This window comes from Kribbella sp. NPDC031520 (assembly GCF_055580825.1).
Window position 1 is genome coordinate 23,508 of the sequence record NZ_JBVIKS010000005.1, and the last position, 24,864, is coordinate 48,371.

Here is a 24,864-nt window from a genome sequence, read left to right on the forward strand (position 1 = left end):
CCACCGCCGTGTCCACCACCGCCGTGTCCACCACCGCCGTGTCCACCACCGCCGTGTCCACCACCGCCGTGTCCACCACCGCCGTGTCCACCACCGCCGTGTCCACCACCGTCCGAGCCGTGGCTGCCGCCGTCGTGACCGCCTGAGCCGTGTCCACCGGCGCCACCGTGCCCGCCGCCACCGTGCCCGCCGCCTGCGTGGCCTCCGCCCCAGGTGTCGCCCCAGGCGCCGAGGCCGCCTGACAGGCCGTCGAACCCCGAGATGGGGATGAAACTCGCACCCTCACCGGCGCTGGCGAAGTAGCCCTGACCGTAGGGCGCGAAGGCCCGGCCGGCCTCCCAGTACGGCACCTGGCGGGAGCCGAGCTGTACATAACGGATCTCGGGCTGGTCACCGACACCCACTCGCGCGGCGTCCTGCGCGCAGGCCGGCACGGTGCGCGTCCCGTGTCGGGGCCGGGTCCAGACCACGTCGCTGGTCGACGGACCGTGCTGTGGGTTGAAGAAGCACGGCACCCGCCGCACGGGCACGGCTACACCGGCGACCCGGGCGCGAACACAGGTCACCGCGTAGCGTCCGGTTGCCAGCGTGTCGGTGATCGTGCTGATCGCGTCGGCCGTGCGCAACCCGCCGACAGCCACCTGAGCCGAATCGTAGGCATCGAGCGCGGCTTGATAGTCACACCGGGTCTCGGCGTCGAACTCGCGCCCCGGCGACGTCCGTCCCGAGCCGCGACAACTCCTCACCGAGCAGCGTGATGTCCTCGTCCGCGACCTTCCGGATCTGACTCAGCTCCCCGACATCCTCACGTCGAGCAGCGCGCCGATCCCACAGATGGCGTGCCGCGAGCGCGACACCGCCACCGAACACCGCGAACAGCAACCACTCCATCCACTGACAGTACGGCTGATACGACCGTCCGGCCGTTGAAGGCCAGCAGCGCGATCAACTGCCGGGGACCGGACGGCAGTTCGAACCCTCTCTCGCTGACCGGGTCGCAATGTTTCACATGAAACATTGACCCAAGTCCGCAGATGACTTTGTCGACAAATCCCCATGCCGAGATAACGCTGTACTTGGAACCCCGAACTATCTCCAAGAGCGCGATCCTAAGCCGACCGGGGCGACTTACATTCCTGTGATTCCAAGCCCAAATCCGTCACCATCACGCCCCCAAGAGCCCGATTCCGGCCTCCGACCCGCATCTGAAGTGCTCGCGCGCCATCCACGGCAGCCGCCCTCCGTCGGCGGAAGGGGGCATCGGATCGGCGCTCCCTTCCTCCATGGCGCGAGTACGCCCACCGGACGAGCGGCGACCCTTCCGGGGGTGTCGACGCTGCCAACCCGTCGCGCGTCGGCCCTACCTGACTTCCTCTGCGGGACGACCCCGACGGACCTGCCGCTCCTCGCACGCGATCCTGGCGTCGACAGCCTCGCCCGTGATCGGGGATCTTCGGCCCGGCTGTCTCGCCCGAGCACGCACCGACTCGCGTGCCGCCAGCGCTCTCGCCGCCGCCCCTCTCGGCGCGGGCAGACCGCAGCACGTCGCGTCGGCCCAGTCGCCATGAGGCGGCTGAGTCGCCATAGGTCGGCCCAGTTGCCAGGGTGGGCCCAGTTGCCATGGGTGGGTCCAACCGCCACAACTCCGCCCAATCGCGATCAGGTTCCGCAGGGCCCCCACCCACTGGCCGGTCCGGTCGCGCGTACCTGTCCGCAGGTGTGCGGTGCAGGTTTGGTCAGGAGTCCTGGGTCTTGTTCGGGTCCATCAGGGTGACGATTCGTTCCAGATCGTCCAGTGAGGCGAACTCGACCGTGATCTTGCCCTTGGTTTTGCCCAGGTCGACCTTTACCCGGGTCTCGAAGCGATCCGAGAGGCGATCGGCGAGGTCCACCAGCCGCGGGGCCACCGGCTTGTTGCGGCGGCGGGGTGGAGTCGGGTCGTCGCCGTTCATGTCGCCCAGAGCGACGATCTCCTCGACGGTTCGGACGGAGAGGCCCTCGGCAACGATCCGCTGGGCGAGGCGCTCGATCGCGTCGCCACTCGGAAGGCCCAGCAGGGCTCGCGCGTGCCCCGCGGACAAGACACCGGCCGCGACGCGACGCTGGACGGAAGCCGGCAGCTTCAGCAGGCGCAGCGTGTTGGATATCTGCGGGCGCGAGCGACCGATGCGTGTAGCGAGGACTTCCTGCGTGCAGCCGAAGTCGTCGAGCATCTGCTGGTACGCCGCCGCCTCTTCCAGCGGGTTCAGCTGGCTGCGGTGCAGGTTCTCCAGCAGCGCGTCCCGGAGCATCGCATCGTCGGACGTCTCCCGGACGATCGCCGGGATCGTCTCCAGCCCGGCCGCCTGGGTCGCGCGCCACCGACGCTCGCCCATGACGAGCTCGTACTTGTCGTCCTCGAGTTTCCGCACGACGATCGGCTGCAGCAGGCCGATCTCCTTGACCGAATGGACGAGCTCGTCCATGGCCTCTTCGTCGAAGACCGTCCGCGGCTGCTTCGGGTTCGGCGTGATCTTCTCGACGTCGATCTCCGCGAACGACGCACCGGGTACGGCGGCGAGCTCCGGTCCCTGCTCAGCCGGCCTCGGTACCGGCGGTGCGCCGGGGATCGAGTTCGACTTGCTGCCGAGGGTCGTCGTGGTACCAGGCGCCGGCGAGCTGGGGATCAGCGCACCAAGTCCGCGTCCGAGTCGGGTGTTCATCGCGCTCCCTCGAGTTCGACATCCTGCTGAGCTACTGCTGGACTATCACAACGCCGAACGGACACCGCTGCTCCCGCACCGGCCCCCGTGTCTCGTTTCACGTGAAACGGGACCACACCACACATCCGTTTCACGTGGAACGGCTGCCTGTCACCGCGGACCTTCAGGCGTTGTTCCGCATCGCGATCTCTCGCGACGCCTCCAGGTACGACAATGCGCCGGCCGACGCCGGGTCGTACGCGAGCACGGTCTGCCCGTGGCTCGGCGCCTCCGAGATCCGCACCGAGCGCGGCACGGCGGTCCGCAGTACGGCGTCCTTGAAGTGACCTCGTACTTCGGCCGCGACCTCGCCGGCCAGCTTCGTCCGGGCGTCGTACATCGTCAGCAGGATCGTCGACACGTCGAGCCCCGGGTTCAGGTGGGACTTCACCATGTCGATGTGGCGTAGCAACTGGGACAGGCCCTCGAGCGCGTAGTACTCGCTCTGGATCGGGACCAGCACCTCGCGCGCGGCCGTCAGCGCGTTCACCGTCAGCAGGCCGAGCGACGGCGGGCAGTCGATGAAGACGTAGTCGTACTTCTCGCCCGCGGCCTCGGTCTCCGACAGGTAGGCCTCGAGGACACTCTTCAGCCGGCTTTCGCGGGCCACCAGGCTGACGAGCTCGATCTCGGCGCCGGCCAGGTCGATCGTCGCCGGGATGACCTGGATGCCGGGGTGCTCGGCGCACGGCTGGGTCAGCTTGCTCAGCGGCTCGCCCTCGATGATCGCCTCGTACACACCGGGCGTGCCCTCGGCGTGGTCGATGCCCAGGGCCGTCGACGCGTTGCCCTGCGGGTCCAGGTCGATCACGAGAATCTTCGCGCCGTAGAGCGCCAGCCCGGCGGCGACGTTTACGGTCGTGGTGGTCTTGCCGACACCGCCCTTCTGGTTGGCGACGACGAACACCCGGGTCTGAGCGGGCAGCGGGAACTCGCGGCCCATTGTGCGTCCTTCATTCACCAGCAGGGTCCGTTCGGTGGCGGCGGCGATCGGAGTCTCGAGAAGTCGTCGCTGAAGCTCGTCCGACGTGGCCCGCGCGGCGATCTGTGCGGCAGTCATAGCGCCCATTCCAATAGGTGCGGGACTTGGCCCGAAAAGGATGTCTGTAGGGGTCGGAGCGGGTCTACCCCCAGCTCCATCCACAGGCGTCTGTGGATGAATTCCCGTGTGCAGGGGCAGTTTCATGCGGTGGTCATCCACAGGCGGTGGAGATTCCGAAAGGTCCGGTTCGACGTCCACCAGAGACGCCGAACCGGGCCGGGAACCATCATCCCGCATCTCCGGCGTTTCACGTGAAACGGAGCCGGTTTCGTCAGCAGTTGGTCCGTCGAGGCCAGCCGCCGCGACCGCCCGGAGTCTCGAGGAGTCGATCGGTGGCTCGGTGACGACCGGGGGCGCCGGGGCCGGGGCGGGCTCGGGAGCAAGGTCCGGAGTCACCACGCGAACTGAAGAGTCCGCTTCGGTCGGCCAGCCGATGCCCTGTGAAGACCTCGGCTCACCGGTGCTCTTCTCGGGCCATCCGAGGGCACGACTCACCAACCCGCTCACCTCCCGTGTCGACCGTGCCCGGATCCCCCTGCAGCACGTCCGGCCACAATACTCACCACAGTCGTGGGGTGGGCCAGTTCATCGCCGCCGAGTTGGTGAATATGACAAAGCTCTGCGCCAAGCTTCATCAATTCGCGCTCTGAGCCGTCAAGTTCCTCCTCTGCGGAGGATCCCTTCATCGCGAGCATCAGCCCGCCTTCGACACAGAGCGGCAGGCACCAACGGGCCAGCTTCGCCAACGGGGCGACTGCCCGAGAGGTGACGACGTCGTACGACGCCGGCGGCAGCTCCTCCGCCCGGGCGCGGACCACCGTCGCGTTGTGGAGCTCGAGTGCGTCGACCGCCTCCTGGAGGAACGTCGTCCGCCGGAGCAGCGGCTCGACCAGGTCGACGTGCAGGTCGGGACGAACGATCGCCAGGACGATGCCCGGCAGACCCGCACCGGTGCCGATGTCGGCGACCGACGACTCCTCGGGGATCAGCCGTTCGACGACCGCGCAGTTCAACAGGTGCCGATCCCAGAGCCGCGGCACCTCCCGCGGGCCGATCAGTCCGCGGAGCGTGCCCTGCGTCGCGAGCAGCTCGGCGTACGCCGAAAGCCGAGCCGCCGCCCGTGGAAACAGCTTGTCCACGAGCGGCGGCGTTTCACGTGAAACTTCCTCGGTCATAGCGCCTTCACGGCTGGACCACCACGCGGCGCCGGGGCTCCTCGCCCTCGGACTCCGACGTCAGGCCGGCGGCCGCGACGACATCGTGGACGACCTTGCGCTCGAACGGCGTCATCGGGTCGAGCCGGACCGGCGTACCGGTGGCCTTCGCCTCCTCGACCGCCTTCCGGCCGACCTCTTCCAGTTCGGCCTTCCGGTTGGCCCGGTAGTTCGACACGTCCAGCATCAGTCGGGAACGTTCGCCGGTCTCCCGGTACACGGCGAGCCGGGTCAGCTCCTGGAGCGCCTCCAGGACCTTGCCGTTCTCGCCCACCAGGTTGTTCAGCTCGGCGCCGACGATCGAGACCGCGGCCCGGTCACCGTCGATGTCCATGTCGATGTCGCCGTCCAGGTCGGCGATGTCGAGCAACTCCTCGAGGTAGTCGGCGGCGATGTCGCTCTCCGCCTCAAGGGCCTTCAGGCGCTCCGATGCGGAGCCCTTCGGGCCGGCGGACTCTTCCGCCGTCTCGGTGTTCTGCATGCCGTCGGTCACGGCCACTCCTTAGACTTCTTCATAGTGTCAAGATCCGCCCCACGGGGACCTCGCAGTTCAAATGGCGCTGCAGTACAAGAAAGGGAATCGCTCGCGGACGCGCTGGGTCAGCGCGAGCCGCCGGAGCGCTTCTGGGCGGCCCGCTTCTGCGCGGCCGACTTCGCCGCGGGCTGGCGCTTGGCTCCCGAACCCTTCTTGGCGGCCGGCTGCTTCTTCGCGGCAGGGGCCTGAGTCTTCTTGGGTGCGTCCTGCTTGGCAGGCGTCTCGTCCTGGACCGGAGCCTCGTCCTCGGCGGCCGAGGTCTGACCGTTGCTCGCGGCCGGACCCGTCTTCCGGTCGCTGCGCGACTGGCGCTTCGGCTGCTGCCGCTGAGCCGGACGCCGGTCCGTGGTGTCGGTGGCGGTGGCGGCACCCGCAGTACCCGGGACGTTCTCGTCGGCCGGGCGGCCGTGGCGCAGGTTGTGCTCGCGCTTGCGGGCCTGCATCGCGTCGTACGCCGCGGTGCCCGGAGCCGGGTTGCGGCGGATCACGTAGAACTGCTGGCCCATCGTCCACAGGTTCGAGATGAACCAGTAGACCAGCACACCGATCGGGAAGTTGAAGCCACCGACCAGGAAGAAGATCGGGAAGACGTACAGCATGATCTTCTGCATCTGGGCGGCCTGGCCCTCGAGGGCCTCCTTCGGCATGTTCTTCCGCATCAGCTGCAGCTGCGTGGTGAACATGGTCGCCGTCATCAGGATGATCAGGACGATCGCGACGACCTTGACGTTGCCGGCGCCACTGCCGTTCGCCTTCAGGAAGGTCTGCGAGATCTCCGCGCCGAAGATCTTCGCGTGCTGCAGCGAGTTGACGTACGGCTTCATGATCTCGCTGTGCCACTGGCCCTTGGCGGCGTAGTCGAGCACCCGGAACAGCGCCAGGAAGATCGGCGACTGGAGCAGCAGCGGCAGGCACGAGGAGAACGGGTTGGTCCCGGTCTCCTTGTACAGCTTCATCATTTCCTGACCGAGCTTCTCCCGGTCGTGGCCGTACTTCTTCTGCAGCTCCTTCATCTTCGGCTGCAGCAACTGCATGTTCCGGCTGGAGCGGATCTGCCGCACGAACAGCGGGATCAGCAGGGTCCGGATGGTGACGGTCAGACCGACGATGGACAGCGCCCACGCCCAGCCGCTGTTCGGGTCGAGCACCTGGCTGAGGAGCCAGTGCCACCCGACCAGCAGTGCCGATACGGCCCAGTACAGCGGCGTCATGACCGTGTTGAACAGGTCTACGATCCCGTCCCACACCGCGAGCCCGGGGATGGCCAGAAGAGTCACTCACACACCTCGCTGCACAGGCCCGGCGTCGGCTGACGGTCCGGGCTGGTTGGCGGAGACAGACGCTCCGCGCTGGTCGACATCTTTGGGTGGAACGGGATCGTAGCCGCCGGGGTTCCACGGGTGGCAGCGGATGAGTCGCCTCATCGCCAGCCAGCTACCGCGCACCGCACCGTGGCGCTCGACCGCCTCCAGGGCGTACGCCGAACAACTCGGGTAGAACCTGCACACCTGCCCGTACATCGGGCTGATCAGCAGGCGGTACAGCTTCAGGAAACCGATGATCCCGCTGCGGACGGGATTGAACCGCATCATGGTGCCGACAATCGGCGAAGCGCGGCGTCGACGTCCGCGACCAGTTCGTCGTACGACGAAGCGGCGGACGACGGCAGTGCGCGAACGACCGTCAGGCTGCCGGCCGGCAGATCCGGGAGTCGCGATGCCAGCACAGCACGCAGACGGCGGTGGACCCGGTTCCGCAGAACCGCGTTGCCCACCGCCTTGTTCACAACGAATCCGACGCGTGGGGGGCCGGGCTGCCCGGCCTCCGTGAGCACATGCAGGACCACCGCGCGTCGCGCCGCGCGCCGACCGGAACGGACGGCGCGACGGAAGTCGTCGGACCGGCGTAACCGGTTCGACGCGGGCAACACGAGGTGGTCACCGTCAGACGGGTCGCTCAGGCCGCGAGGCGCTGACGACCCTTGCCACGGCGGGCGGCGATGATCGCGCGACCCGCACGGGTACGCATCCGAAGACGGAAGCCGTGCTTCTTGTGCCGGCGACGGTTGTTCGGCTGGAACGTCCGCTTGCTCACTGGAATGACTCCGGTTACTCGAGATCACAAATTTGTCGACAAATCCACTGATTGGATCTGCCCTGGTGCAGTCCTGCACCACCGCCGGAGGACCCAGAGGGTGGTCTCGCAGGGAGCGCAGCACGAAAGGGCCGGCTCAACACCGACCGATCCACGGTACGTGGCGCCCTGTGGACAGGTCAAACCAGGTATCCCCAGAGTTTTCCACAGACTTGTGGACAAGGTAGTGGGTAAGTGGTTGCCGCAGTCGTCGTCACTGTCCGGACCAAGTCGCCACAGAGAGCGATCGCCAACCATGACTACGCTCCGGCGTCCACCCGACACGCCGCAGGTTGCCCCCAATTTCCTGTTCATAGCCTGTGGATGACGGCTTGAAGGTGGCTGGTCAACCTTGTTAGCGTCACTCCCTCACACCAGAGGTCCCACACCCCGCAATCGGTAACCAATCCGCTCCGGCGGTCGTTCACAACTGTGGACAACCGTGTGGACAGAGCGGCGGCACGGTGTCGGGTCGAACGGTCGCGCCGCCCGGATCCCTCCGGAACGCGCCGGCCACCGCAGCGATGGATTCGGGGAGCAACGCGTGGTCGAGGACCATTCCGCCAGTGCGGAATTCACACCGGCGGAATTCACGGCGGCCGAGGACCGGACGGATCACGGCGCCGACCGCCGGCGGGACCTCCGGCCCGAGCCCGACGACATCCGGCCCGAACCCGAAGCGAACTTCCGGACCGAGGTACCACCCGCGCCGGAGCCCACGCCCCGTACCGAGTCCCTGCCGCGGAGCGAACCACTGCCCCGGATCGAGCCGGCACCTCGCGCGCAACAGGCGCCGACGCCGCGGATGGACCCGGGCGACTACCTGAGCCCGTCGCTCCCGATCCCGATGCCTGAGCCCTCGGCCTTCGGTTACCGTCCTGCGCCCCCGCCGGCGCCGTACGGCTACCGCTCCGAGCTCGAACGGGCGGCCACCGATCTTCCGGCCGGCCCACCCATGCCCACCGTAGGTACGACGTACTTCGGTGCGGCCCCGGCCGTCGGCAACTTCCGCCCACCTGCTCCGGGCAACGCCTGGGGTGCGGCGGAATGGGGTACCGGCAACGCCAACGCAGCTGGCTCGGTACCGAACGAGGGCGAGGCACGTGTGGACAACTCAACCACCAACCATTGGTCATCGGACGACGGACCAACTGCCGATCGACTTCCCGTCGAGCTCCCGTCTGCTGACGCAGCTGCACCACAGCTCCCGGAGCAGCACGTGTCGCAGCCACAGCAGGCCAACGCCCAGAGCTCTCACGAGCAGGAGCAGCCCGCACCAGGCCAGGCTGAGCCGCAACCAGTCGTGGAGCAACAGCACCGGCAGGAGCAGCCCCAACAGCAAGCGCCTCAACAGCAAGCGCCCCAGCAGCAAGTCCCACACCACCAGGTCCACCAACAGCAGGTGCATCAGCAGCCGCCCCCGCAGCAGCACGTGCCGCACCAGCCAGTGCAGCAGCCGGTGCAGCAGCGTCCAGCTGAGGCCGCGCCTGCTGTTACCGACCTAGGTGAAGGCTGGGCACGAGTACTGGCCGGCCTGCCGCCGAACCAGCGCGCCTGGCTGACCAATTCCCGTCCCGTCACCCTGCACGAGAGCACCGCGATCGTCGCCGTTCCCGACGACTTCACCCGCGGCCAGCTCGAGACGCGACTACGCCCCGACCTGGAGCGCATCCTCACCGAGAGCTTCGGCCGCGACATCCGGATCGCCGTCACCGTCGACCCGTCCCTCGACCCCGAGCTGCGCGACCAGCAGGCGCAACAGCACCAGCCCCAGCACCAGCCCGCACAGCCACAGCAGCAACCCCAACAGCAGCGGCAACCCCAGCAGCACCCGCAGCAGCCACTTCAGCAGTCCGCGCTGCAGCAGCCGCAGTACGCACAGCAGCCGGCCCAGCAGCAACCGCCGCCAGTACGTGAGCCGCTGCGCACCGACGGCGCCTACCAGCCGACGATCCAGTCCGCGCTGACCGACCCGGACAACGGTCCTCAGTTCAGCCGGCCGCAGTACGAACAACCTGCCCCGCAGCAGACGTTCGGGCAGCCGCTCGGCTCGGTCGCGCCGCCGCCCAACGGTTCGAGCCAGCCGGCCACCGAGGCACAGGGTGAGGCCCGGCTGAACCCGAAGTACACGTTCGAGACGTTCGTCATCGGTAGCTCGAACCGGTTCGCGCACGCGGCCGCCGTCGCGGTCGCGGAAGCACCGGGCAAGGCGTACAACCCGCAGCTGATCTACGGCGACTCCGGTCTGGGCAAGACCCACCTGCTGCACGCGATCGGCCACTACGTACGCAGCCTCTACACCGGCGCACGCGTTCGGTACGTCTCCAGCGAAGAGTTCACCAACGACTTCATCAACGCGATCCGCGACGACAAGGCGTCCCAGTTCCAGCGCCGGTACCGCGATGTCGACGTACTGCTGATCGACGACATCCAGTTCCTGGAAGGCAAGATCCAGACGCAGGAAGAGTTCTTCCACACCTTCAACACGCTGCACAACGCGAACAAGCAGATCGTGATCAGCTCCGACCGCGCGCCGAAACGCCTGGAGGCGCTGGAGGACCGGCTGCGGAACCGGTTCGAGTGGGGCCTGATCACCGACATCCAGCCGCCCGACCTGGAGACCCGGATCGCGATCCTCCGGAAGAAGGCGGCCACCGAGCGGCTGACCGCGCCGCCGGAGGTGCTGGAGTTCATCGCGTCCAAGGTCCAGACCAACATCCGGGAACTCGAGGGTGCACTGATCCGCGTCACCGCCTTCGCCAGCCTGAACCGGCAGCCCGTCGACCTGAGCCTGGCCGAGATCGTGCTGAAGGACCTGATCCCCGAGGGCAGCAAGCCCGAGGTGACCGCGAGCATGATCATGGGCCAGACCGCGTCGTACTTCGGTCTCTCGATCGACGACCTCTGCGGCTCGAGCCGTAGCCGCGTGCTGGTGACCGCCCGGCAGATCGCCATGTACCTGTGCCGCGAGCTCACCGATCTGTCACTGCCGAAGATCGGCCAGCAGTTCGGCGGCCGCGACCACACGACGGTGATGCACGCGGAGCGGAAGATCCGGCAGCTGATGTCCGAACGGCGCAGCGTTTTCAACCAGGTGACCGAGCTGACGAACCGGATCAAACACCAGGCGAAGCAGCAGTAATCGGGACGCACAGGCTGGGGACACAACTGTGGAAAACTGTGGGAAACCTCGGTCGAGGGTGTGGATCAGCTGTGGGGACAGAATTCTCCGTCCACGGCTGTCCTCAACCGAAGCGAGGACTGTCCACACGGCGTCCACATGGCAATTCGTGGTCTGACCTGCGAAGTCGGCGCTTTTCCACAGTATCCACCGGTGCTAAGAACACTATGGAATCTATAGAGAGCTCGAAAGCCACAAAACGATCGAGCGGCCCGATCTGGGGAAAACCCCGATCTCGCGCCGGCTTGCGGGACCTGTCAGGCTGTTCCCGAGAGCAGCAACCGAGGCAGTACGAGCACGACCGGCACGACGCCGACGCGACCCGCCCGAAGCGCCACGTCCGGCCTGATTGGCGCACAGCACACTTGTCCGTGGCAGGATCTGCCTGGCACACAGCCGAAACAGGAGGCACCCAGCGGTGAAGTTTCGCGTCGAGCGCGACGTACTGGCCGAGTCGGTGGCCTGGGCCGCGCGCAGTTTGCCCAGTCGTCCCAGCGTCCCGATCCTTGCCGGCCTTCTGGTCGAGGCCGAGGACGGGCAGATCACTCTGTCCGGCTTCGACTACGAGACCTCGGTCCGGGTCACTGTGCCCGCGCAGGTGGCGGACTCCGGCAAGTGCCTGATCTCCGGCCGGCTGGTCGCCGACATCTCCAAGAGCCTTCCGAACCAGCCCGTGGACTTCGCCGTGGACGGAGCGAAGGCTCAAGTCACCTGTGGCAGCTCGCGCTTCACGCTCCAGACGCTTCCCACCGAGGAATATCCGGCTCTGCCGGAGCTCCCGGCCGCCAGCGGCACGGTGAAGGCCGACGTCTTCGCCCAGGCCGTCTCGCAGGTGGTCACTGCGGCCGGCCGCGAAGACACCCTGCCGGTGCTGACCGGGGTCCGGGTCGAGATCGAGGGCTCCACGATCTCCCTGCTGGCCACCGACCGGTACCGGCTGGCCATCCGTGAGCTCGAGTGGAACCCGCAGTCCCCCGACGCGTCCGCTGCCGCGCTGGTGCCGGCCCGGGTGCTGTCCGAGACCGCGAAGGCGATGACCGGTTCTGACGTGATCGTGTCGCTGGCCGCTCCCGGTACCGGCGACGGCATCGTCGGCTTCGAGGGTCAGGTGTCCGGTGGCAACCGGCGCGCCACCACCCGACTGCTGGACGGCGAGTTCCCGAAGGTCCGCGGCATCATCCCGACCGACGCGGCGATCGCGACCCGGGTCCGGATCGACACCGCGACGCTGGTCGAGGCGGTCAAGCGCGTCGCCCTGGTCGCGGAACGGAACGCCCCGGTCCGGCTGACGTTCGACGAGGACAGCGTCACCCTCGACGCCGGCAGCGGCGACGAGGCGCAGGCGTCCGAGTCGCTGGAGGCCCGGGTGGTCGGCGATCCGGTGACCGTAGGCTTCAACCCGACGTACCTGCTCGACGGTCTCGGTGCGATCGGTACGCCGGTCGCGCACCTGGCCTTCACGCAGGCGACGAAGCCGGCCGAACTGACCGGTGTGCGGGACTTCGACGGCGAACCGATCAGCGAGTTCCGGTACGTGCTGATGCCGGTCCGCCTGAACAGCTGAAAAGCCAACAGAACAAGGGGATTCAGATGGAGCTCGGCCTTGTCGGTCTCGGCAGGATGGGCGGCAACATGCGCCAGCGGATCCGCAACGCCGGCCATACCGTGGTCGGTTTCGACAGTAACCAGGACATATCCGACTCCAAGGATCTTGCCGACATGGTCGGCAAGCTGACCGCCACTGACCAGCCGAAGGTCGTCTGGGTGATGGTGCCGGTGCAGGCCATCGACCCGGTCGTCACCGAGCTCGCCGAGCTGCTGTCCCCCGGCGACATCGTGATCGACGGCGGCAACAGCCGCTGGACCGACGACACCCGCCGCGCCGCGCAGCTCGCCGAGAAGAACATCCGCTTCGTCGACTGCGGTGTCTCCGGCGGCGTCTGGGGCCTGGAGAACGGCTACGCGCTGATGTGCGGCGGCGACAAGGACACCGTCGACGTCGTGATGCCGATCTTCGAGGCGCTGAAGCCCGAGGGCGAGTTCGGCTTCGTGCACGCCGGCAAGGTCGGCGCCGGGCACTTCTCGAAGATGGTCCACAACGGCATCGAGTACGGCATCATGCAGGCGTACGCCGAGGGCTACGAACTGCTCGAGGCCGCCGACATCGTGGAGAACGTGCCGGAGGCGTTCCAGTCCTGGCGCGAGGGCACCGTGATCCGGTCCTGGCTGCTGGACCTGCTGGTGAACGCGCTCGAGGACGACAACCACCTGGAGAAGATCCGCGGGTACGCCGACGACTCCGGCGAGGGCCGGTGGACCGTCGAGGCCGCGATCGACCTCGCCGTACCGGTGCCGGCCATCTCGGCGGCGCTGTTCGCGCGGTTCGCGTCCCGGCAGGAGGACTCGCCGGCGATGAAGGCGATCGCGGCGATGCGCAACCAGTTCGGTGGTCACGCGGTGAAGGGCGCCGAGGCCGCCGACCCGTCGTACGCCACCCCACCCACGCACTGAGGTGTACGTCACCGCCCTGGGTCTGCTCGACTTCCGGTCCTACCAGCAGGCGGAGGTCCAGCTCGCTCAGGGCGTGACGGCCTTCGTCGGGCCGAACGGCCACGGCAAGACCAACCTGGTCGAGGCGATCCACTACACCGCGACCCTCGGCTCGCACCGGGTGGCGAACGACGCGCCGCTGGTACGGGCCGGCGCCACCCGGGCGATCGTACGGACCGAGATCCGCAGCCAGTACGACCGGGACGTGGTGGTCGAGCTGGAGATCAACCCGGGCAAGGCGAACCGTGCCCGGATCAACCGCTCGCCGGTACCGCGGCCACGGGAAGTGCTCGGCCTGCTCCGGACGGTGCTGTTCGCGCCGGAGGACCTCGCGCTGGTGAAGGGCGACCCGTCCGAGCGTCGCCGGTTCCTCGACGAGCTGCTGACGTTGCGCGCGCCCCGGATGGCCGGCGTACGGCAGGACTACGACCGGGTGCTGAAGCAACGGAACTCGTTGCTCCGGAGCGCCTCACAGGCCCGCCGGCAGAACCGGTCGAGTGCCGCCGAGAGCCAACTCCGTACGCTCGAGGTCTGGGACTCGAACCTGGCCCGCAGTGGGGCCGAGCTGCTCGCAACCCGGCTCGAGTTGCTGGAAGCCCTGCGGCCGCTGGTTTCCAGCTCGTACGACGCTGTTGCCCGCGGCAAGGGTGACGCCCGGCTCGAGTACAAGTCGTCCGTACTGCTCGAGCCCGGCGTGACGTCGCGGGAGCAGCTCGAGAACGTCCTGCTCGCCGCCGTACAGGAGAAGCGGCAGGACGAGCTGGACCGCGGCGTCTCGCTGGTGGGACCGCACCGCGACGACGTCGTACTCGGGCTCGGGGACTTGCCCGCGAAGGGGTACGCGAGTCACGGTGAGTCCTGGTCGTTCGCGCTCGCGCTGCGACTGGCCTCGTACGAACTGCTTCGCGCGGACGGAGGTGAACCGGTGCTGATCCTCGACGACGTGTTCGCTGAGCTGGACTCGCAGCGCCGGGACCGGCTGGCCGAGCTGGTCGCACCGGCCGAGCAGGTACTGGTGACCGCGGCGGTCGGCGCTGACGTACCCGCTGAGCTCAGCGGGGTGCGCTTCGAGGTGGGTGAAGGGGTCGTTCGGCGTGCCTGAACCCCCGGATTCCTCTGACAACGTCCCTGAGAACGACGCAGCGAACGAAGAAGAGCACGACAAGCAGGGTCTGGACCTGGCCAAGTCGCTGGCGGGAAGACTCAAGCAACAGGCGGCCAAGGGCGGCATCAAGCCGGTCAAGCGCCGCCGCCGGCCGCGGATCGACGGCGCCCAGATCAGCAGCGCGCGTCCCGACGAGCGTGACCCACAAAAGCTGACCAACACCCTCGGCCGGCTGATGCGCGACCAGGGCTGGGAGGTCGACGTCGCCGTTCACGGCGTGATGGCCCGCTGGCAGACCATCGTCGGCCCCGAAATGGCCGAACACTGCACGCCGGAGTCGTACGACGACACCGTGCTCACGGTCCGTACGTCGTCCACCGCGTGGAAGGTCCAACTCGACCTCCTCGTCCCCCAACTCCTCTTCCGCCTGAACGCCGAACTGGGCGAAGGCACCGTCACCCAGGTCAAGGTCCTGGGCCCCAACACCTACACCTGGCGCAAGGGCACCCGCACCGTCCGCGGCGGCCGCGGCCCACGGGACACCTACGGATAACCGGGCTCGATTGCCGCGAGGACCCACGGCTCCCCTAGGATCGGGCGCGATGCGCACGCTCGTTGACGGTTTTCGCGAGATGGTCCACCTGATCGGGGATACGTTCCGGCTCTGGTGGAAGAACGTGCTGCCCATGAGCGCCTGGTGGGTGGCGGGGTTCCTCGGCTTCACGGTCTGCTCGCAGGGTGCGATCTGGCTGGCCAAGCACCTGCACTCGAGTCTTGGTACCGGTCTGTTCGCGGTCGGCGTGCTGCTGCAGATCGCCGCGACGGTCGGCATGATCCGGACCTGCGCGATGTCGCTGTACCGCTGGCGGGACGCGGCGAGCAGCGAGGCCGAGGAGACCTCGGACCCGACCCAGCGCGGGTTGCTGGAGCTGCTGGCCGTGACGCTCCTACCGCTGGTCGCGGTCTGGTCGGCCTGGGGCTTCTTCGACAAGCAGGTCAGTCAGCTGAGCGCGACCGATCTGGTCCAGAACGGCGCGCAGCAAGGTTCGGGATTCTTCAAGGTAGGAATCCACAGCTGGCACAGCTACCTCCCCGCGCTGATCACCCTGCTGGTGCTCCGCCGGGTGCTGCAGTCCGTCGACGACCGGTGGCCGAGCCGGCCGGTGAAGTTCGCCCAGGTCTGGGCGGAGTCCTTCTTCGTCCTGCTGACCGTGGTGATCACGCCGTTCGCGGTCTCCGAGGGCAAGCTGTGGTTCAAGGACCGGAGCTTCTGGTACTGGTCGCTGGACTGGTGGGACGGCTTCAAGGGCTTCTTCGAGAAGATCCACATCCCGATCCCGGCCGGCATCGAGTTCCTCTGGGGATTCTTCTGGGACTCGCTCTGGCCGCTGTTCAAGGACGGCATCGCGGAGCCACTGACCTGGCTCGCGATCACCACCGTGGTCTTCGGTCACCGGGTGCTGTCCAGCGGCGGCGTCTTCCGCGGCACGCGGCTCGAGCGCCGGCTCGGTGCGCAGGGCGCCCAGCAGGAGGAGGCGCAGCGCGGCCGGCTGGTCGGTCTGACCGCCAAGGCACCGGATCTGTTGCTGGGCGGTCTGCGGGAGAAGTTCTACCCGGCGCTCAACGCGCTCCGGCTGCTCGTCCGGGTCGGCCCGGTGTTCCTCGGGGTCGTGTGCCTGGTCTACACGTTCTGGTGGCTCGCCGACGACTGGGCCTTCGTCGCGATCGAGCGGCTGATCGGCATCCACGGGCAGTACTGGGGCCTGATGAACATGGAGATCTCCAGCCTGATCGAGGGCCTCGTCTTCGAGCCGCTGCGGATCGCCCTGCTGGCCGCCGCGTTCGACCTGTGCATCTCGGTCGGCAGCGAGCGCCGCGTCGAGGCGAAGGCGATCGCCGAGGCCAAGGCGCCGAAGAAGATCGTCCAGCCGGCGCCTGCCAACGCCTGAGCCTCGCGGGTCAGGGCGTGATCAGGACCCGCTTGTGCAGGTAGAAGTCCTCGGTGGTGATCCCGATCAGGTTCGGTACGTCGTCCTTCGGCACGATGTAGATCTTCGCGATCTGCGCCGGCTTGTCCATCGTGAACGGATGGTCGTCGTCACCGCAGTACGTCGGTAGCGGGTAGCCGTACGCCTGGGTGTCGTCCCAGGTGTTGCCCTTGCTGTCGCGCAGTACGGCGTCGCAGGTGAAGCTGTGGTCCTTGAGGTACGTGCCCCGTTTCGGAGTCACCGTGAGCGTGGCCACCACGATGGTGGTCCCGGCCGGGCCGGCGAGATCGATCGGCTCACCGTCGCCGTCCAGGAGGGTCGTGTAGGCCTTCATCGACTCGAGCTTCCACTCGACGTCCGAGACCGTCACCGGTCCCTTGCTGACGACCTGGTCGATCCGGCCCTCTTCGTACACCCGCTCGTCGTCGCTGAGGTACGGGCGCAGCATGACGAACGTCGCGACCGCCAGCAGCGCGGTCAGTACCAGGATCTGTACGACCAGCCGGGTCGCCCGGCCTCCGATGGTCATGACGCCACCCGGGTGACGGCGCCGTTCACGACGTACTGGTCCTTGGCGCTGTCGACCATCTGCTGAGCGATGGCCTCGGTCGGAATGCCCAGGTCGACGCGGATCTCGGAGCTGTAGACGTTGAAGAACAGGCTCGGCTTGAGTCTCAGGGTCAGGCCCTTCAGGTCGGCCGGGTTGGCCTCGAACACGACCGTCCCGGTCCGCGCGAAGCCGGCGTCCGGGAAGTCGATGCTGCTCTCGGTCGGGTCGCTCACCGGTGCGTACACGCTGCCGCTGTCGGTGGTCAGGGTCGGAGTGAACCCCATCGGCTTGGTGATGCCGCGGACCGAATCCCATTCGACCGCGACGTAGATGCCGTTGGTGTCGAGCGGCTTGTCGTCGTCACTCGCCTTTGCGCTGAGGATCTTCCGCGCGAACTCGATCCGGACCACCTTCATCGTCGAGCCACTGCCGGCGTACTCGAGCGACTTGCCGATCTGGCCGCTTACGATCGCCAGGTTCGGTGTGTCGTGGTAGACGTGGTCCGAGCCCGCCAGCCGGATCACGCCGCCCAGCAGCACGAACAGCAGGCCGACCAGGACGGTCGCGGGGCGGTACAGCTTCATTTGGTCTTCCCGTCGTCGACAACGACGGTCGGCTTCAGCCGGACGACCGCGGCCGCGTCCTCGTTGTGCCAGTACGGTTTCGGGTTCGCGCCGAGCGTCGCGTTGTCACCCTCGTAGTGCTCCTGTAGTACGCCGATCTCGACGACGTCGGCGGAGAAGTCCGGATCGACGTCGAACTTCGTACTGCAGTCCTCCGGTGGCAGTCCGTACACCAGCACCCAGTTCAGGTTGTCGCCGTTGCAGGCTCCGCCGTTCGACTCGACCAGGTCCTTGCCGCCGCCGGGGACGAGGCGGAGCAGATTGCCGCTCACCGATTCGCTGGTCTGCTCCTCGGAGTCGATGTTCTTCGCGGTGAAGTACACCTTGAGGCTGGTCTCGGCCTTGCTGTAGTCGGTCTTCGGCTTGCGGACGATCTCCGCCTTGGTGAAGGTGAACTCGAACCGCCCGGCCGTCACCGTCGCCGGCGCCTCCAGGGTCGGCACCGTACGGCCTTTCTTCTCTTTCCAGCCGCCGGTCGCCAGCACCACCAGGATCGCCGCCACGACGAGGGCGATCACAACCAGCCAGATCCGCCGGTGCCGGTGAATCACCCGGTCGGCGATCATCGCATCGATGACCTCGTCGAGACTTTCCACGGCTGCGATCCTAAGGGTCCGTGGGTGCGCGCCGGACAGGCCGCCCGGCACCCGGGTATGCGGACTGGACCGGTCGGTACCGAAACCGTCAGCCGCGAAACACCCGAAGGCCACTGAGTGCCCGTGAGGCCTTTCCGGCCCCCCTCCCGCGAGAGGGGACATGGCGACGAGGGAGAAAAGACGCCCTGAGGTGAGTTTCAGCCGCCTGGTGGCAGGTTCTGCTTCGGTCGACAGGTAGAATGGACGACGTAGAGCGAGCCGCACCTCTGCCATCACCGTGGAGGGCGGCTCTACTGTGCCGCGATGCCTCGCGAACGCGGGGTCCGAGGAGGACAACCACCGGTGACCGACGAGCCGATCGAGATCGACGCCAACCAGTCCGCCGACCCCATCGGCCCCAGTGACACCCCCGTAGCCGCGGAGCTTCCCGCGATGCTCGACGCGATCCCGTCGAACGTCGTCGAGCGGGAGTACGACGCGAGCGCGATCCAGGTCCTGGAGGGGCTGGACGCGGTCCGCAAGCGGCCGGGGATGTACATCGGGTCCACCGGTGAGCGTGGTCTGCACCACCTGGTCACCGAAGTGGTCGACAACGCCGTCGACGAGGCGATGGCGGGGTACGGCGATCGCATCGTCGTGACGCTGCTGGCCGACGGCGGTGTCCGCGTCGACGACAACGGCCGCGGTATCCCGGTCGACATCGTCGAGTCCGAGGGCAAGCCGGCCGTCACCGTCGTACTGACGGTCCTGCACGCCGGCGGCAAGTTCGGCGGCGGCGGTTACAAGGTGTCGGGCGGTCTGCACGGCGTTGGCGTCTCGGTCGTGAACGCGCTGTCCACCAGGCTGCAGGTCGACGTGAAGAAGAACGGCAAGCTGTACACGCAGTCCTTCACGAACGGCGTCCCGGACGCCGACCTCGCCGAGATCGGCACCTCGACCTCGAACGGTACGACGATCACGTTCTGGGCCAGCGAGGACGTCTTCGAGACCACGACGTACTCCTACGAGACGCTGGCGACCCGCTTCCGCGAGTACGCCTTCCTGAACAAGGGCCTCGAGCTGGTGATCCGGGACGAGCGTCCGGACCACTTCGACGAAGACGGCAAGCCGCTCCAGCAGTCGTTCCGGTACGACGACGGCCTGGTCGACTACGTGAAGTACCTGACCGGGATCCGCGAGACGGTGCACCGCGACGTGATCTCGTTCGAGGCGGCCGCCGCCGACGACACGATGAGCCTCGAGGTCGCGCTGCAGTGGAGCGGCTCGTTCCAGGAGTCCGTGCACACCTTCGCGAACGCGATCAACACCCACGAGGGCGGTACGCACGAAGAGGGCTTCCGGGCCGCGCTCACCTCACTGGTCAACGGCTTCGGCGAGGACCAGGGCATGATCAAGAAGAAAGAGGACAGGCTCACCGGTGACGACATCCGGGAAGGCCTGACCGCGATCATCTCGGTCAAGCTCGCCGAGCCGCAGTTCGAGGGCCAGACCAAGACCAAGCTCGGCAACACCGAGGTGAAGGGCTTCGTCCAGCGGGTCGTGAACGACCGGCTCGGCGCCTGGTTCGAGCAGAACCCGGCCGAGGGCCGCGAGATCATCCGCAAGGCGAGCGCCGCGGCGAGCGCCCGGATCGCGGCCCGCAAGGCCCGCGACCTGGCCCGCAACCGGAAGGGTCTGCTCGGCGGCGGCGGTCTGCCGGGCAAGCTGGCCGACTGCCAGTCGACGAACCCGGAGGAGTGCGAGGTCTACATCGTCGAGGGTGACTCGGCGGGTGGCTCCGCGAAGGGCGGCCGGGACCCGAAGTTCCAGGCCATCCTGCCGATCCGCGGCAAGATCCTGAACGTCGAGAAGGCCCGGATCGACAAGGTTCTGCAGAACAACGAGGTCCAGGCGATCATCTCCGCGCTGGGCACCGGTATCCACGAGGACTTCGACGAGGAGAAGCTCCGGTACCACAAGATCGTGATCATGGCCGACGCCGACGTCGACGGCCAGCACATCCGGACCCTGCTGCTGACGCTGCTGTTCCGGTTCATGCGGCCGCTGATCGAGCGCGGTCATGTGTACGCCGCGCAGCCGCCGCTGTACAAGATCCGCTGGAGCAACCAGCCGGACGAGCTCGCCTACACCGACCGTGAGCGCGACGGCCTGCTCGAGGCCGGCTACGAGGCCGGCAAGAAGCTGCCCAAGGAGAACCCGATCCAGCGCTACAAGGGTCTGGGTGAGATGAACGCGAACGAGCTGTGGGACACCACGATGGACCCGGCGAACCGGGTGCTGCTGCAGATCACCCTCGACGACGCGATCCGCGCCGACGAGACGTTCCAGACGCTGATGGGCGACGACATCGAGGCGCGGCGCAGCTTCATCCAGCGCAACGCCAAGGACGTTCGCTTCCTCGATATCTGATCTCGCCGCTGCTTACCGACGTACTGATCTGAACGGGACTTTTCATGACCGAGACCCCCACCTCGCCGGGCCACGACCGGGTCGAGCCGCTCGACCTGCAGACCGAGATGCAGCAGTCGTACCTCGACTACGCGATGGCCGTCATCGTCGGCCGCGCGCTGCCCGAGGTCCGCGACGGCCTCAAGCCGGTGCACCGCCGCATCCTTTATGCGATGTACGACGGCGGCTACCGGCCGGACCGTGGTTTCAACAAGTGCTCCCGCGTCGTCGGTGACGTCATGGGTCAGTACCACCCGCACGGCGACTCGGCGATCTACGACACCCTGGTCCGGCTCGCGCAGCCGTGGGTGATGCGCGCGCCGCTGATCCAGGGCCAGGGCAACTTCGGCTCCCCGGGCAACGACCCGGCGGCCGCGATGCGGTACACCGAGTGCCGGATGGCGCCGCTGGCGATGGAAATGGTCCGGGACATCGACCAGGACACGGTCGACTTCCGGCCGAACTACGATGGCAAGTCGCAGGAGCCGGTGATCTTGCCGGCCCGCTTCCCGAACCTGCTGGTCAACGGCTCGTCCGGTATCGCGGTCGGTATGGCGACGAACATCCCGCCGCACAACCTGCGTGAGGTCGCGGCCGCGGTCGACTGGGCGCTGGAGCACCCGGACGCGACCCGTGAGGAGCTGCTCGAGGCCTGCCTGCAGAACATCAAGGGCCCCGACTTCCCGAACGGCGCGCTGATCGTCGGCTACAAGGGCATCGACGACGCGTACCGCACCGGTCGCGGCTCGGTCACGATGCGCGCGGTCGTGGACATCGAGGAAGACGCGAAGGGCCGGACCAGCCTGGTCGTCACCGAGCTGCCGTACATGGTGAACCCGGACAACCTGGCGCTGAAGATCGCCGAGCTGGTCAACACGGGCAAGATGAACGGTATCGCCGACATCCGCGACGACAGCTCGTCCCGGACCGGTCAGCGGCTCGTCGTCGTGCTGAAGCGTGACGCGCAGCCCCGCGTCGTACTGAACAACCTCTACAAGCACACTCAGCTGCAGGACACCTTCGGCTGCAACATGCTCGCGCTAGTGGACGGCGTACCGCGGACGCTGAGCGTCGACCTGTTCATCAAGCACTGGATCGACCACCAGATCGAGGTCATCCAGCGGCGTACCCGGTACCGGCTTCGTGAGGCCGAGCGGAACGCTCACATCTTCCGCGGTTACGTGAAGGCTCTGGACGCCCTCGACGAGGTGATCGCGCTGATCCGGCGGAGCCCGGACGTGGACGAGGCGCGTACCGGCTTGATGGAGTTGCTGGACATCGACGAGATCCAGGCGAACGCGATCCTCGAGATGCAGCTGCGCCGGCTCGCCGCACTGGAGCGGCAGAAGACTGTCGCCAGGTTGCAGGAGCTCGAGGCGATCATCGCCGACCTCGAGGACATCCTCGGCAGCCCGCTGCGGCAGCGCACGATCGTCAAGGACGAGCTCGGCGAGATCGTCGAGAAGTACGGCGACGAGCGGCGTACCGAGATCATCGCCGCCGACGGCGACCTGTCGGTGCAGGACCTGGTACCGGACGAGGACGTGGTCGTCACGATCACCCGCGGCGGGTACGCGAAGCGTACGAAGACCGACCTCTACCGGACGCAGAACCGCGGCGGCAAGGGTGTCCGGGGCGCGCAGCTGCGGGCCGAGGACGAGATCAGCCACTTCTTCGCCACCACGAACCACCACTGGATGCTGTTCTTCACCACCAAGGGCCGGGTCTACCGGGCCAAGGTGTGGCAGCTGCCCGAGTCCGCCCGGGACGCGAAGGGTTCGCACGTGGCCGGCCTGCTCTCCTTCCAGCCGGACGAGGAGATCGCGCAGGTCCTGACGCTGCGTGACTACGACCAGTCCGACTACCTGGTGCTCGCGACCAAGAAGGGTCTGGTCAAGAAGACGGCCCTGCGCGACTACGACTCGGCGCGGCAGAGCGGCATCATCGCGGTGAACTTCCGCGAGGACGACGACGAGCTGATCGGCGCCGACCTGGCCACCGCTGAGGACGACCTGCTGCTGGTCTCCCGCAAGGGTCAGTCGATCCGCTTCACCGCGAACGACGAGCAGCTGCGGCCGATGGGCCGGGCGACCTCCGGCGTCACCGGGATGAAGTTCCGTTCCGGCGACGAGCTGCTGTCGATGTCGGTGATCCGGGCCGGCTCCGAGGAGGACGCACAGTTCGTCTTCACCGTGACCGACGCCGGGTACGCCAAGCGTTCGCGCGTCTCGGAGTACCGCCAGCAGGGTCGCGGCGGGCTCGGGATCAAGGCCGTCAAGCTGAACGACGAGCGCGGTTCGCTGGTCGGGGCGATCATCGTGACCGACGACGACCAGGTGCTCGCGATCAAGGCCAGCGGCCAGGTCGTCCGCAGCCGGGTCGACAGCGTGCCGGTCAAGGGCCGGGACACGATGGGCGTCCGGTTCGCCGGGGTCGGCGAGTCCGACGCGGTGGTCGCGATCGCCCGGAACACCGATCTGACCGTCGCTCTGGACGAGTCAGAGGCCGCCGAGGCGGGTACTGTCCCTGGAGATGCCCAGAATGTGGACGGATCGACAACCGAATCCACCTCTGAGAGCGTCCAGAATGGTGACGAGCGTTCGACGGAGGTTGACGGCGCGGCTACCGTCGAAAGCGACGAAGCCGGCCAGGAGGGTGACTGATGACCAACCGCGCGAGGCCGACATGGCCTGAAGGTGCGGCCGACGGCTCCGAGTCCCAGCGCACCGCGCCGGGCGGGAAGACGTCTGCCGCCCCGGCCAACCCGGCTTCCAACGGTCGTTCCAGCGGCGTCCCCGGCGCCGGCGGCCAGCAGAGGACAGGTACGCCGATCGGCCAGCGGCCGTCGGGCGAGTACCGCCCGCAGCCGAGACCGGCCGCCCCGCCGCAGCCCTCCCCGAGTACGCCGGGCCGACCGGAGCCGTGGGCGAACGGTGCGTCCATCGGTGCGGCGTCGTACGGCGAACAACCGGAAGCCAAGACCGAGTCGTTCGGTGACCGGATGAACGCGGCCCGTCAGGCAGTGATGGACAAGGCCGCCGCGGTGACAGCGGCGAAGCCGGACAAGACCGCGGAGCGGGCCGAGCGCGCCGAGGCCAAGCAAGCCCGGCTCGACACCAAGGCGTCCAGCCGGCCGCAGACGCGGAAGGCGCGGCTGCGGATGTCCCGGATCGACCCGTGGTCGGTGATGAAGACGGCGTTCCTGCTCGCGATCGCCTTCGGTATCGTCACCTGGGTCGCGGTCTTCATCATCTGGTCCGCGATCGGCGCGGCCGGTGTCTTCGACAACATCAACTCGACCGTCCGCGAAGTCCTCGGTACGCCGACCGGCGAACCGTTCCGGGTGGAGAACTACATCAACACCGGCAAGGTGATGGGGTTCACCACCCTGCTCGCCTGCGCCGACGTGCTGATCATCACCGCCCTCGCGACCCTCGGATCCTTCCTCTACAACATCGCCGCCACGCTCCTCGGCGGCCTCGAAGTCACGCTGGCGTCGGAGGACTGACCGGCCCCGGCCGGGCCTTCGATGGCCCGGCCGTAACCGGTTTGGGAGTACGGCACTTGGTGCGGTAATCTCTCCCGGGTTCGACACCGCAGTACGCGGGCCTATAGCTCAGACGGTTAGAGCGCTGCCCTGATAAGGCAGAGGTCACTGGTTCAAGTCCAGTTAGGCCCACCCTCACTTTTGTGAAGCCAGATCCGAGGAGTCCCAGTGCTGAGAAAGTTCCTGCTGGTGCTGCTGGCCGGCGTCGGTGGATACTTCGTCTACAAGAAGACCCAGCAGTCCCGCGCCGAAAAGGATCTCTGGGCCGAGGTAGCCGACCCGGTAACCCCGGGCCACTGACCACCCTCACGGGGGCGTAGCTCAACTGGCAGAGCACTGCCTTTGCAAGGCAGGGGTTAGGGGTTCAAGTCCCCTCGTCTCCACCACTTCCGTTCTTCCAAGTTGGTGATGTGGTCGCCGGCTGACTCAGCTTGGCTGATGTCAGCAGTGGCCTGTCAGTACGAGGGCGGTTCGGCCATCTTCCGCATGCCAGAAGCCGGCGGTCCACTCCAAGTCGCCCCGCAGCCGCGGCTCAGTGGTGACACGTTCCCGAACCACCGTCCACTCATGTTGGGCATCGTCTCCGTCTAGCCAGTCCAGCTGATGGCCGG

General features: G+C 67.6%; 22 protein-coding genes, 2 tRNA genes and 1 pseudogene. 12 read left to right on the plus strand and 13 right to left on the minus strand.

Annotated features, from left to right (window positions below; all coding sequences use genetic code 11):
* From ACZ5BU_RS25295 to rpmH, 10 genes and pseudogenes are all read right to left on the minus strand, one after another.
* Positions 1-641, minus strand: a 641-nt coding sequence (locus tag ACZ5BU_RS25295; protein ID WP_465702735.1) for a hypothetical protein, incomplete at its 3' end; no start/stop codon positions are given.
* A 37-nt stretch (positions 642-678) separates the two neighbouring features.
* Positions 679-891, minus strand: a complete 213-nt coding sequence (locus tag ACZ5BU_RS25300; RefSeq protein WP_465702737.1) for a hypothetical protein — start codon at positions 889-891, stop codon at positions 679-681.
* A gap of 845 nt (positions 892-1,736) precedes the next feature.
* Positions 1,737-2,702, minus strand: coding sequence for a ParB/RepB/Spo0J family partition protein (locus tag ACZ5BU_RS25305; RefSeq protein ID WP_465702739.1), 966 nt, complete (start codon positions 2,700-2,702; stop codon positions 1,737-1,739).
* A 163-nt stretch (positions 2,703-2,865) separates the two neighbouring features.
* Positions 2,866-3,801, minus strand: coding sequence for a ParA family protein (locus ACZ5BU_RS25310; protein ID WP_465702740.1), 936 nt, complete (start codon positions 3,799-3,801; stop codon positions 2,866-2,868).
* A 485-nt stretch (positions 3,802-4,286) separates the two neighbouring features.
* Entirely contained in the window at positions 4,287-4,958 is a 672-nt protein-coding gene (gene rsmG, locus ACZ5BU_RS25315) for a 16S rRNA (guanine(527)-N(7))-methyltransferase RsmG (RefSeq protein WP_465702742.1), read from the minus strand.
* A 7-nt stretch (positions 4,959-4,965) separates the two neighbouring features.
* Positions 4,966-5,490, minus strand: coding sequence for a Jag family protein (locus tag ACZ5BU_RS25320; RefSeq protein ID WP_465702744.1), 525 nt, complete (start codon positions 5,488-5,490; stop codon positions 4,966-4,968).
* A gap of 329 nt (positions 5,491-5,819) precedes the next feature.
* Positions 5,820-6,800 (minus strand): annotated as a pseudogene (gene yidC, locus ACZ5BU_RS25325) (membrane protein insertase YidC); the annotation flags it as partial.
* A gap of 9 nt (positions 6,801-6,809) precedes the next feature.
* A complete protein-coding gene (gene yidD / locus ACZ5BU_RS25330; RefSeq protein ID WP_465702745.1) occupies positions 6,810-7,124 on the minus strand; it encodes a membrane protein insertion efficiency factor YidD in 315 nt (104 codons plus the stop codon).
* Positions 7,121-7,462, minus strand: coding sequence for a ribonuclease P protein component (gene rnpA / locus ACZ5BU_RS25335; protein ID WP_465702747.1), 342 nt, complete (start codon positions 7,460-7,462; stop codon positions 7,121-7,123). The genes yidD and rnpA overlap by 4 nt, the downstream gene beginning before the upstream one ends.
* A gap of 26 nt (positions 7,463-7,488) precedes the next feature.
* On the minus strand, positions 7,489-7,626 hold the full coding sequence (gene rpmH / locus ACZ5BU_RS25340) for a 50S ribosomal protein L34 (protein WP_130386492.1): 138 nt from the start codon (positions 7,624-7,626) through the stop codon (positions 7,489-7,491).
* Between the two features lie 1,498 nt (positions 7,627-9,124).
* Here rpmH and dnaA point away from each other — a divergent pair.
* From dnaA to ACZ5BU_RS25370, 6 genes are all read left to right on the plus strand, one after another.
* On the plus strand, positions 9,125-10,807 hold the full coding sequence (gene dnaA / locus ACZ5BU_RS25345) for a chromosomal replication initiator protein DnaA (protein WP_465703563.1): 1,683 nt from the start codon (positions 9,125-9,127) through the stop codon (positions 10,805-10,807).
* 457 nt (positions 10,808-11,264) lie between these two features.
* Positions 11,265-12,410 (plus strand): DNA polymerase III subunit beta, encoded by a 1,146-nt coding sequence (dnaN, locus tag ACZ5BU_RS25350; protein WP_465702748.1) that lies wholly within the window; start codon positions 11,265-11,267, stop codon positions 12,408-12,410.
* A gap of 26 nt (positions 12,411-12,436) precedes the next feature.
* A complete protein-coding gene (gnd, locus tag ACZ5BU_RS25355) occupies positions 12,437-13,357 on the plus strand; it encodes a phosphogluconate dehydrogenase (NAD(+)-dependent, decarboxylating) (protein WP_465702750.1) in 921 nt (306 codons plus the stop codon).
* Position 13,358: 1 nt separating this feature from the next.
* Positions 13,359-14,498 (plus strand): DNA replication/repair protein RecF, encoded by a 1,140-nt coding sequence (gene recF / locus ACZ5BU_RS25360; RefSeq protein ID WP_465702752.1) that lies wholly within the window; start codon positions 13,359-13,361, stop codon positions 14,496-14,498.
* The gene (locus ACZ5BU_RS25365; protein ID WP_465702754.1) at positions 14,491-15,054 is read left to right on the plus strand and encodes a DciA family protein; all 564 of its coding nucleotides are present in this window, start codon (positions 14,491-14,493) and stop codon (positions 15,052-15,054) included. Before recF ends, ACZ5BU_RS25365 begins: the two co-directional genes overlap by 8 nt.
* Before the next feature lie 49 nt (positions 15,055-15,103).
* Entirely contained in the window at positions 15,104-16,450 is a 1,347-nt protein-coding gene (locus ACZ5BU_RS25370) for a hypothetical protein (RefSeq protein WP_465702755.1), read from the plus strand.
* Positions 16,451-16,460: 10 nt separating this feature from the next.
* Here ACZ5BU_RS25370 and ACZ5BU_RS25375 read toward each other — a convergent pair whose 3' ends face one another.
* From ACZ5BU_RS25375 to ACZ5BU_RS25385, 3 genes are read right to left on the minus strand one after another with little or no spacing between them, the layout of a single operon-like run.
* On the minus strand, positions 16,461-17,018 hold the full coding sequence (locus ACZ5BU_RS25375; protein ID WP_465702756.1) for a hypothetical protein: 558 nt from the start codon (positions 17,016-17,018) through the stop codon (positions 16,461-16,463).
* The gene (locus tag ACZ5BU_RS25380) at positions 17,015-17,623 is read right to left on the minus strand and encodes a hypothetical protein (protein WP_465702758.1); all 609 of its coding nucleotides are present in this window, start codon (positions 17,621-17,623) and stop codon (positions 17,015-17,017) included. Before ACZ5BU_RS25380 ends, ACZ5BU_RS25375 begins: the two co-directional genes overlap by 4 nt.
* The gene (locus ACZ5BU_RS25385; RefSeq protein ID WP_465702759.1) at positions 17,620-18,258 is read right to left on the minus strand and encodes a hypothetical protein; all 639 of its coding nucleotides are present in this window, start codon (positions 18,256-18,258) and stop codon (positions 17,620-17,622) included. Before ACZ5BU_RS25385 ends, ACZ5BU_RS25380 begins: the two co-directional genes overlap by 4 nt.
* A 363-nt stretch (positions 18,259-18,621) precedes the next feature.
* Between ACZ5BU_RS25385 and gyrB the strand changes: the two genes are divergently transcribed.
* From gyrB to ACZ5BU_RS25415, 6 genes are all read left to right on the plus strand, one after another.
* A complete protein-coding gene (gene gyrB / locus ACZ5BU_RS25390) occupies positions 18,622-20,667 on the plus strand; it encodes a DNA topoisomerase (ATP-hydrolyzing) subunit B (protein ID WP_465703564.1) in 2,046 nt (681 codons plus the stop codon).
* 107 nt (positions 20,668-20,774) lie between these two features.
* Entirely contained in the window at positions 20,775-23,369 is a 2,595-nt protein-coding gene (gene gyrA / locus ACZ5BU_RS25395) for a DNA gyrase subunit A (RefSeq protein ID WP_465703565.1), read from the plus strand.
* Entirely contained in the window at positions 23,369-24,214 is an 846-nt protein-coding gene (locus ACZ5BU_RS25400) for a DUF3566 domain-containing protein (RefSeq protein ID WP_465702761.1), read from the plus strand. The genes gyrA and ACZ5BU_RS25400 overlap by 1 nt, the downstream gene beginning before the upstream one ends.
* Before the next feature lie 97 nt (positions 24,215-24,311).
* Positions 24,312-24,385, plus strand: a tRNA-Ile gene (locus ACZ5BU_RS25405).
* Between the two features lie 36 nt (positions 24,386-24,421).
* Positions 24,422-24,553 carry a DLW-39 family protein gene (locus tag ACZ5BU_RS25410; RefSeq protein WP_209696738.1) on the plus strand — a complete coding sequence of 44 codons (132 nt, stop codon included), beginning with the start codon at positions 24,422-24,424 and terminating at the stop codon, positions 24,551-24,553.
* Positions 24,554-24,563: 10 nt separating this feature from the next.
* Positions 24,564-24,639: transfer RNA gene (locus ACZ5BU_RS25415), tRNA-Ala, on the plus strand.
* Positions 24,640-24,864: the final 225 nt, after the last annotated feature.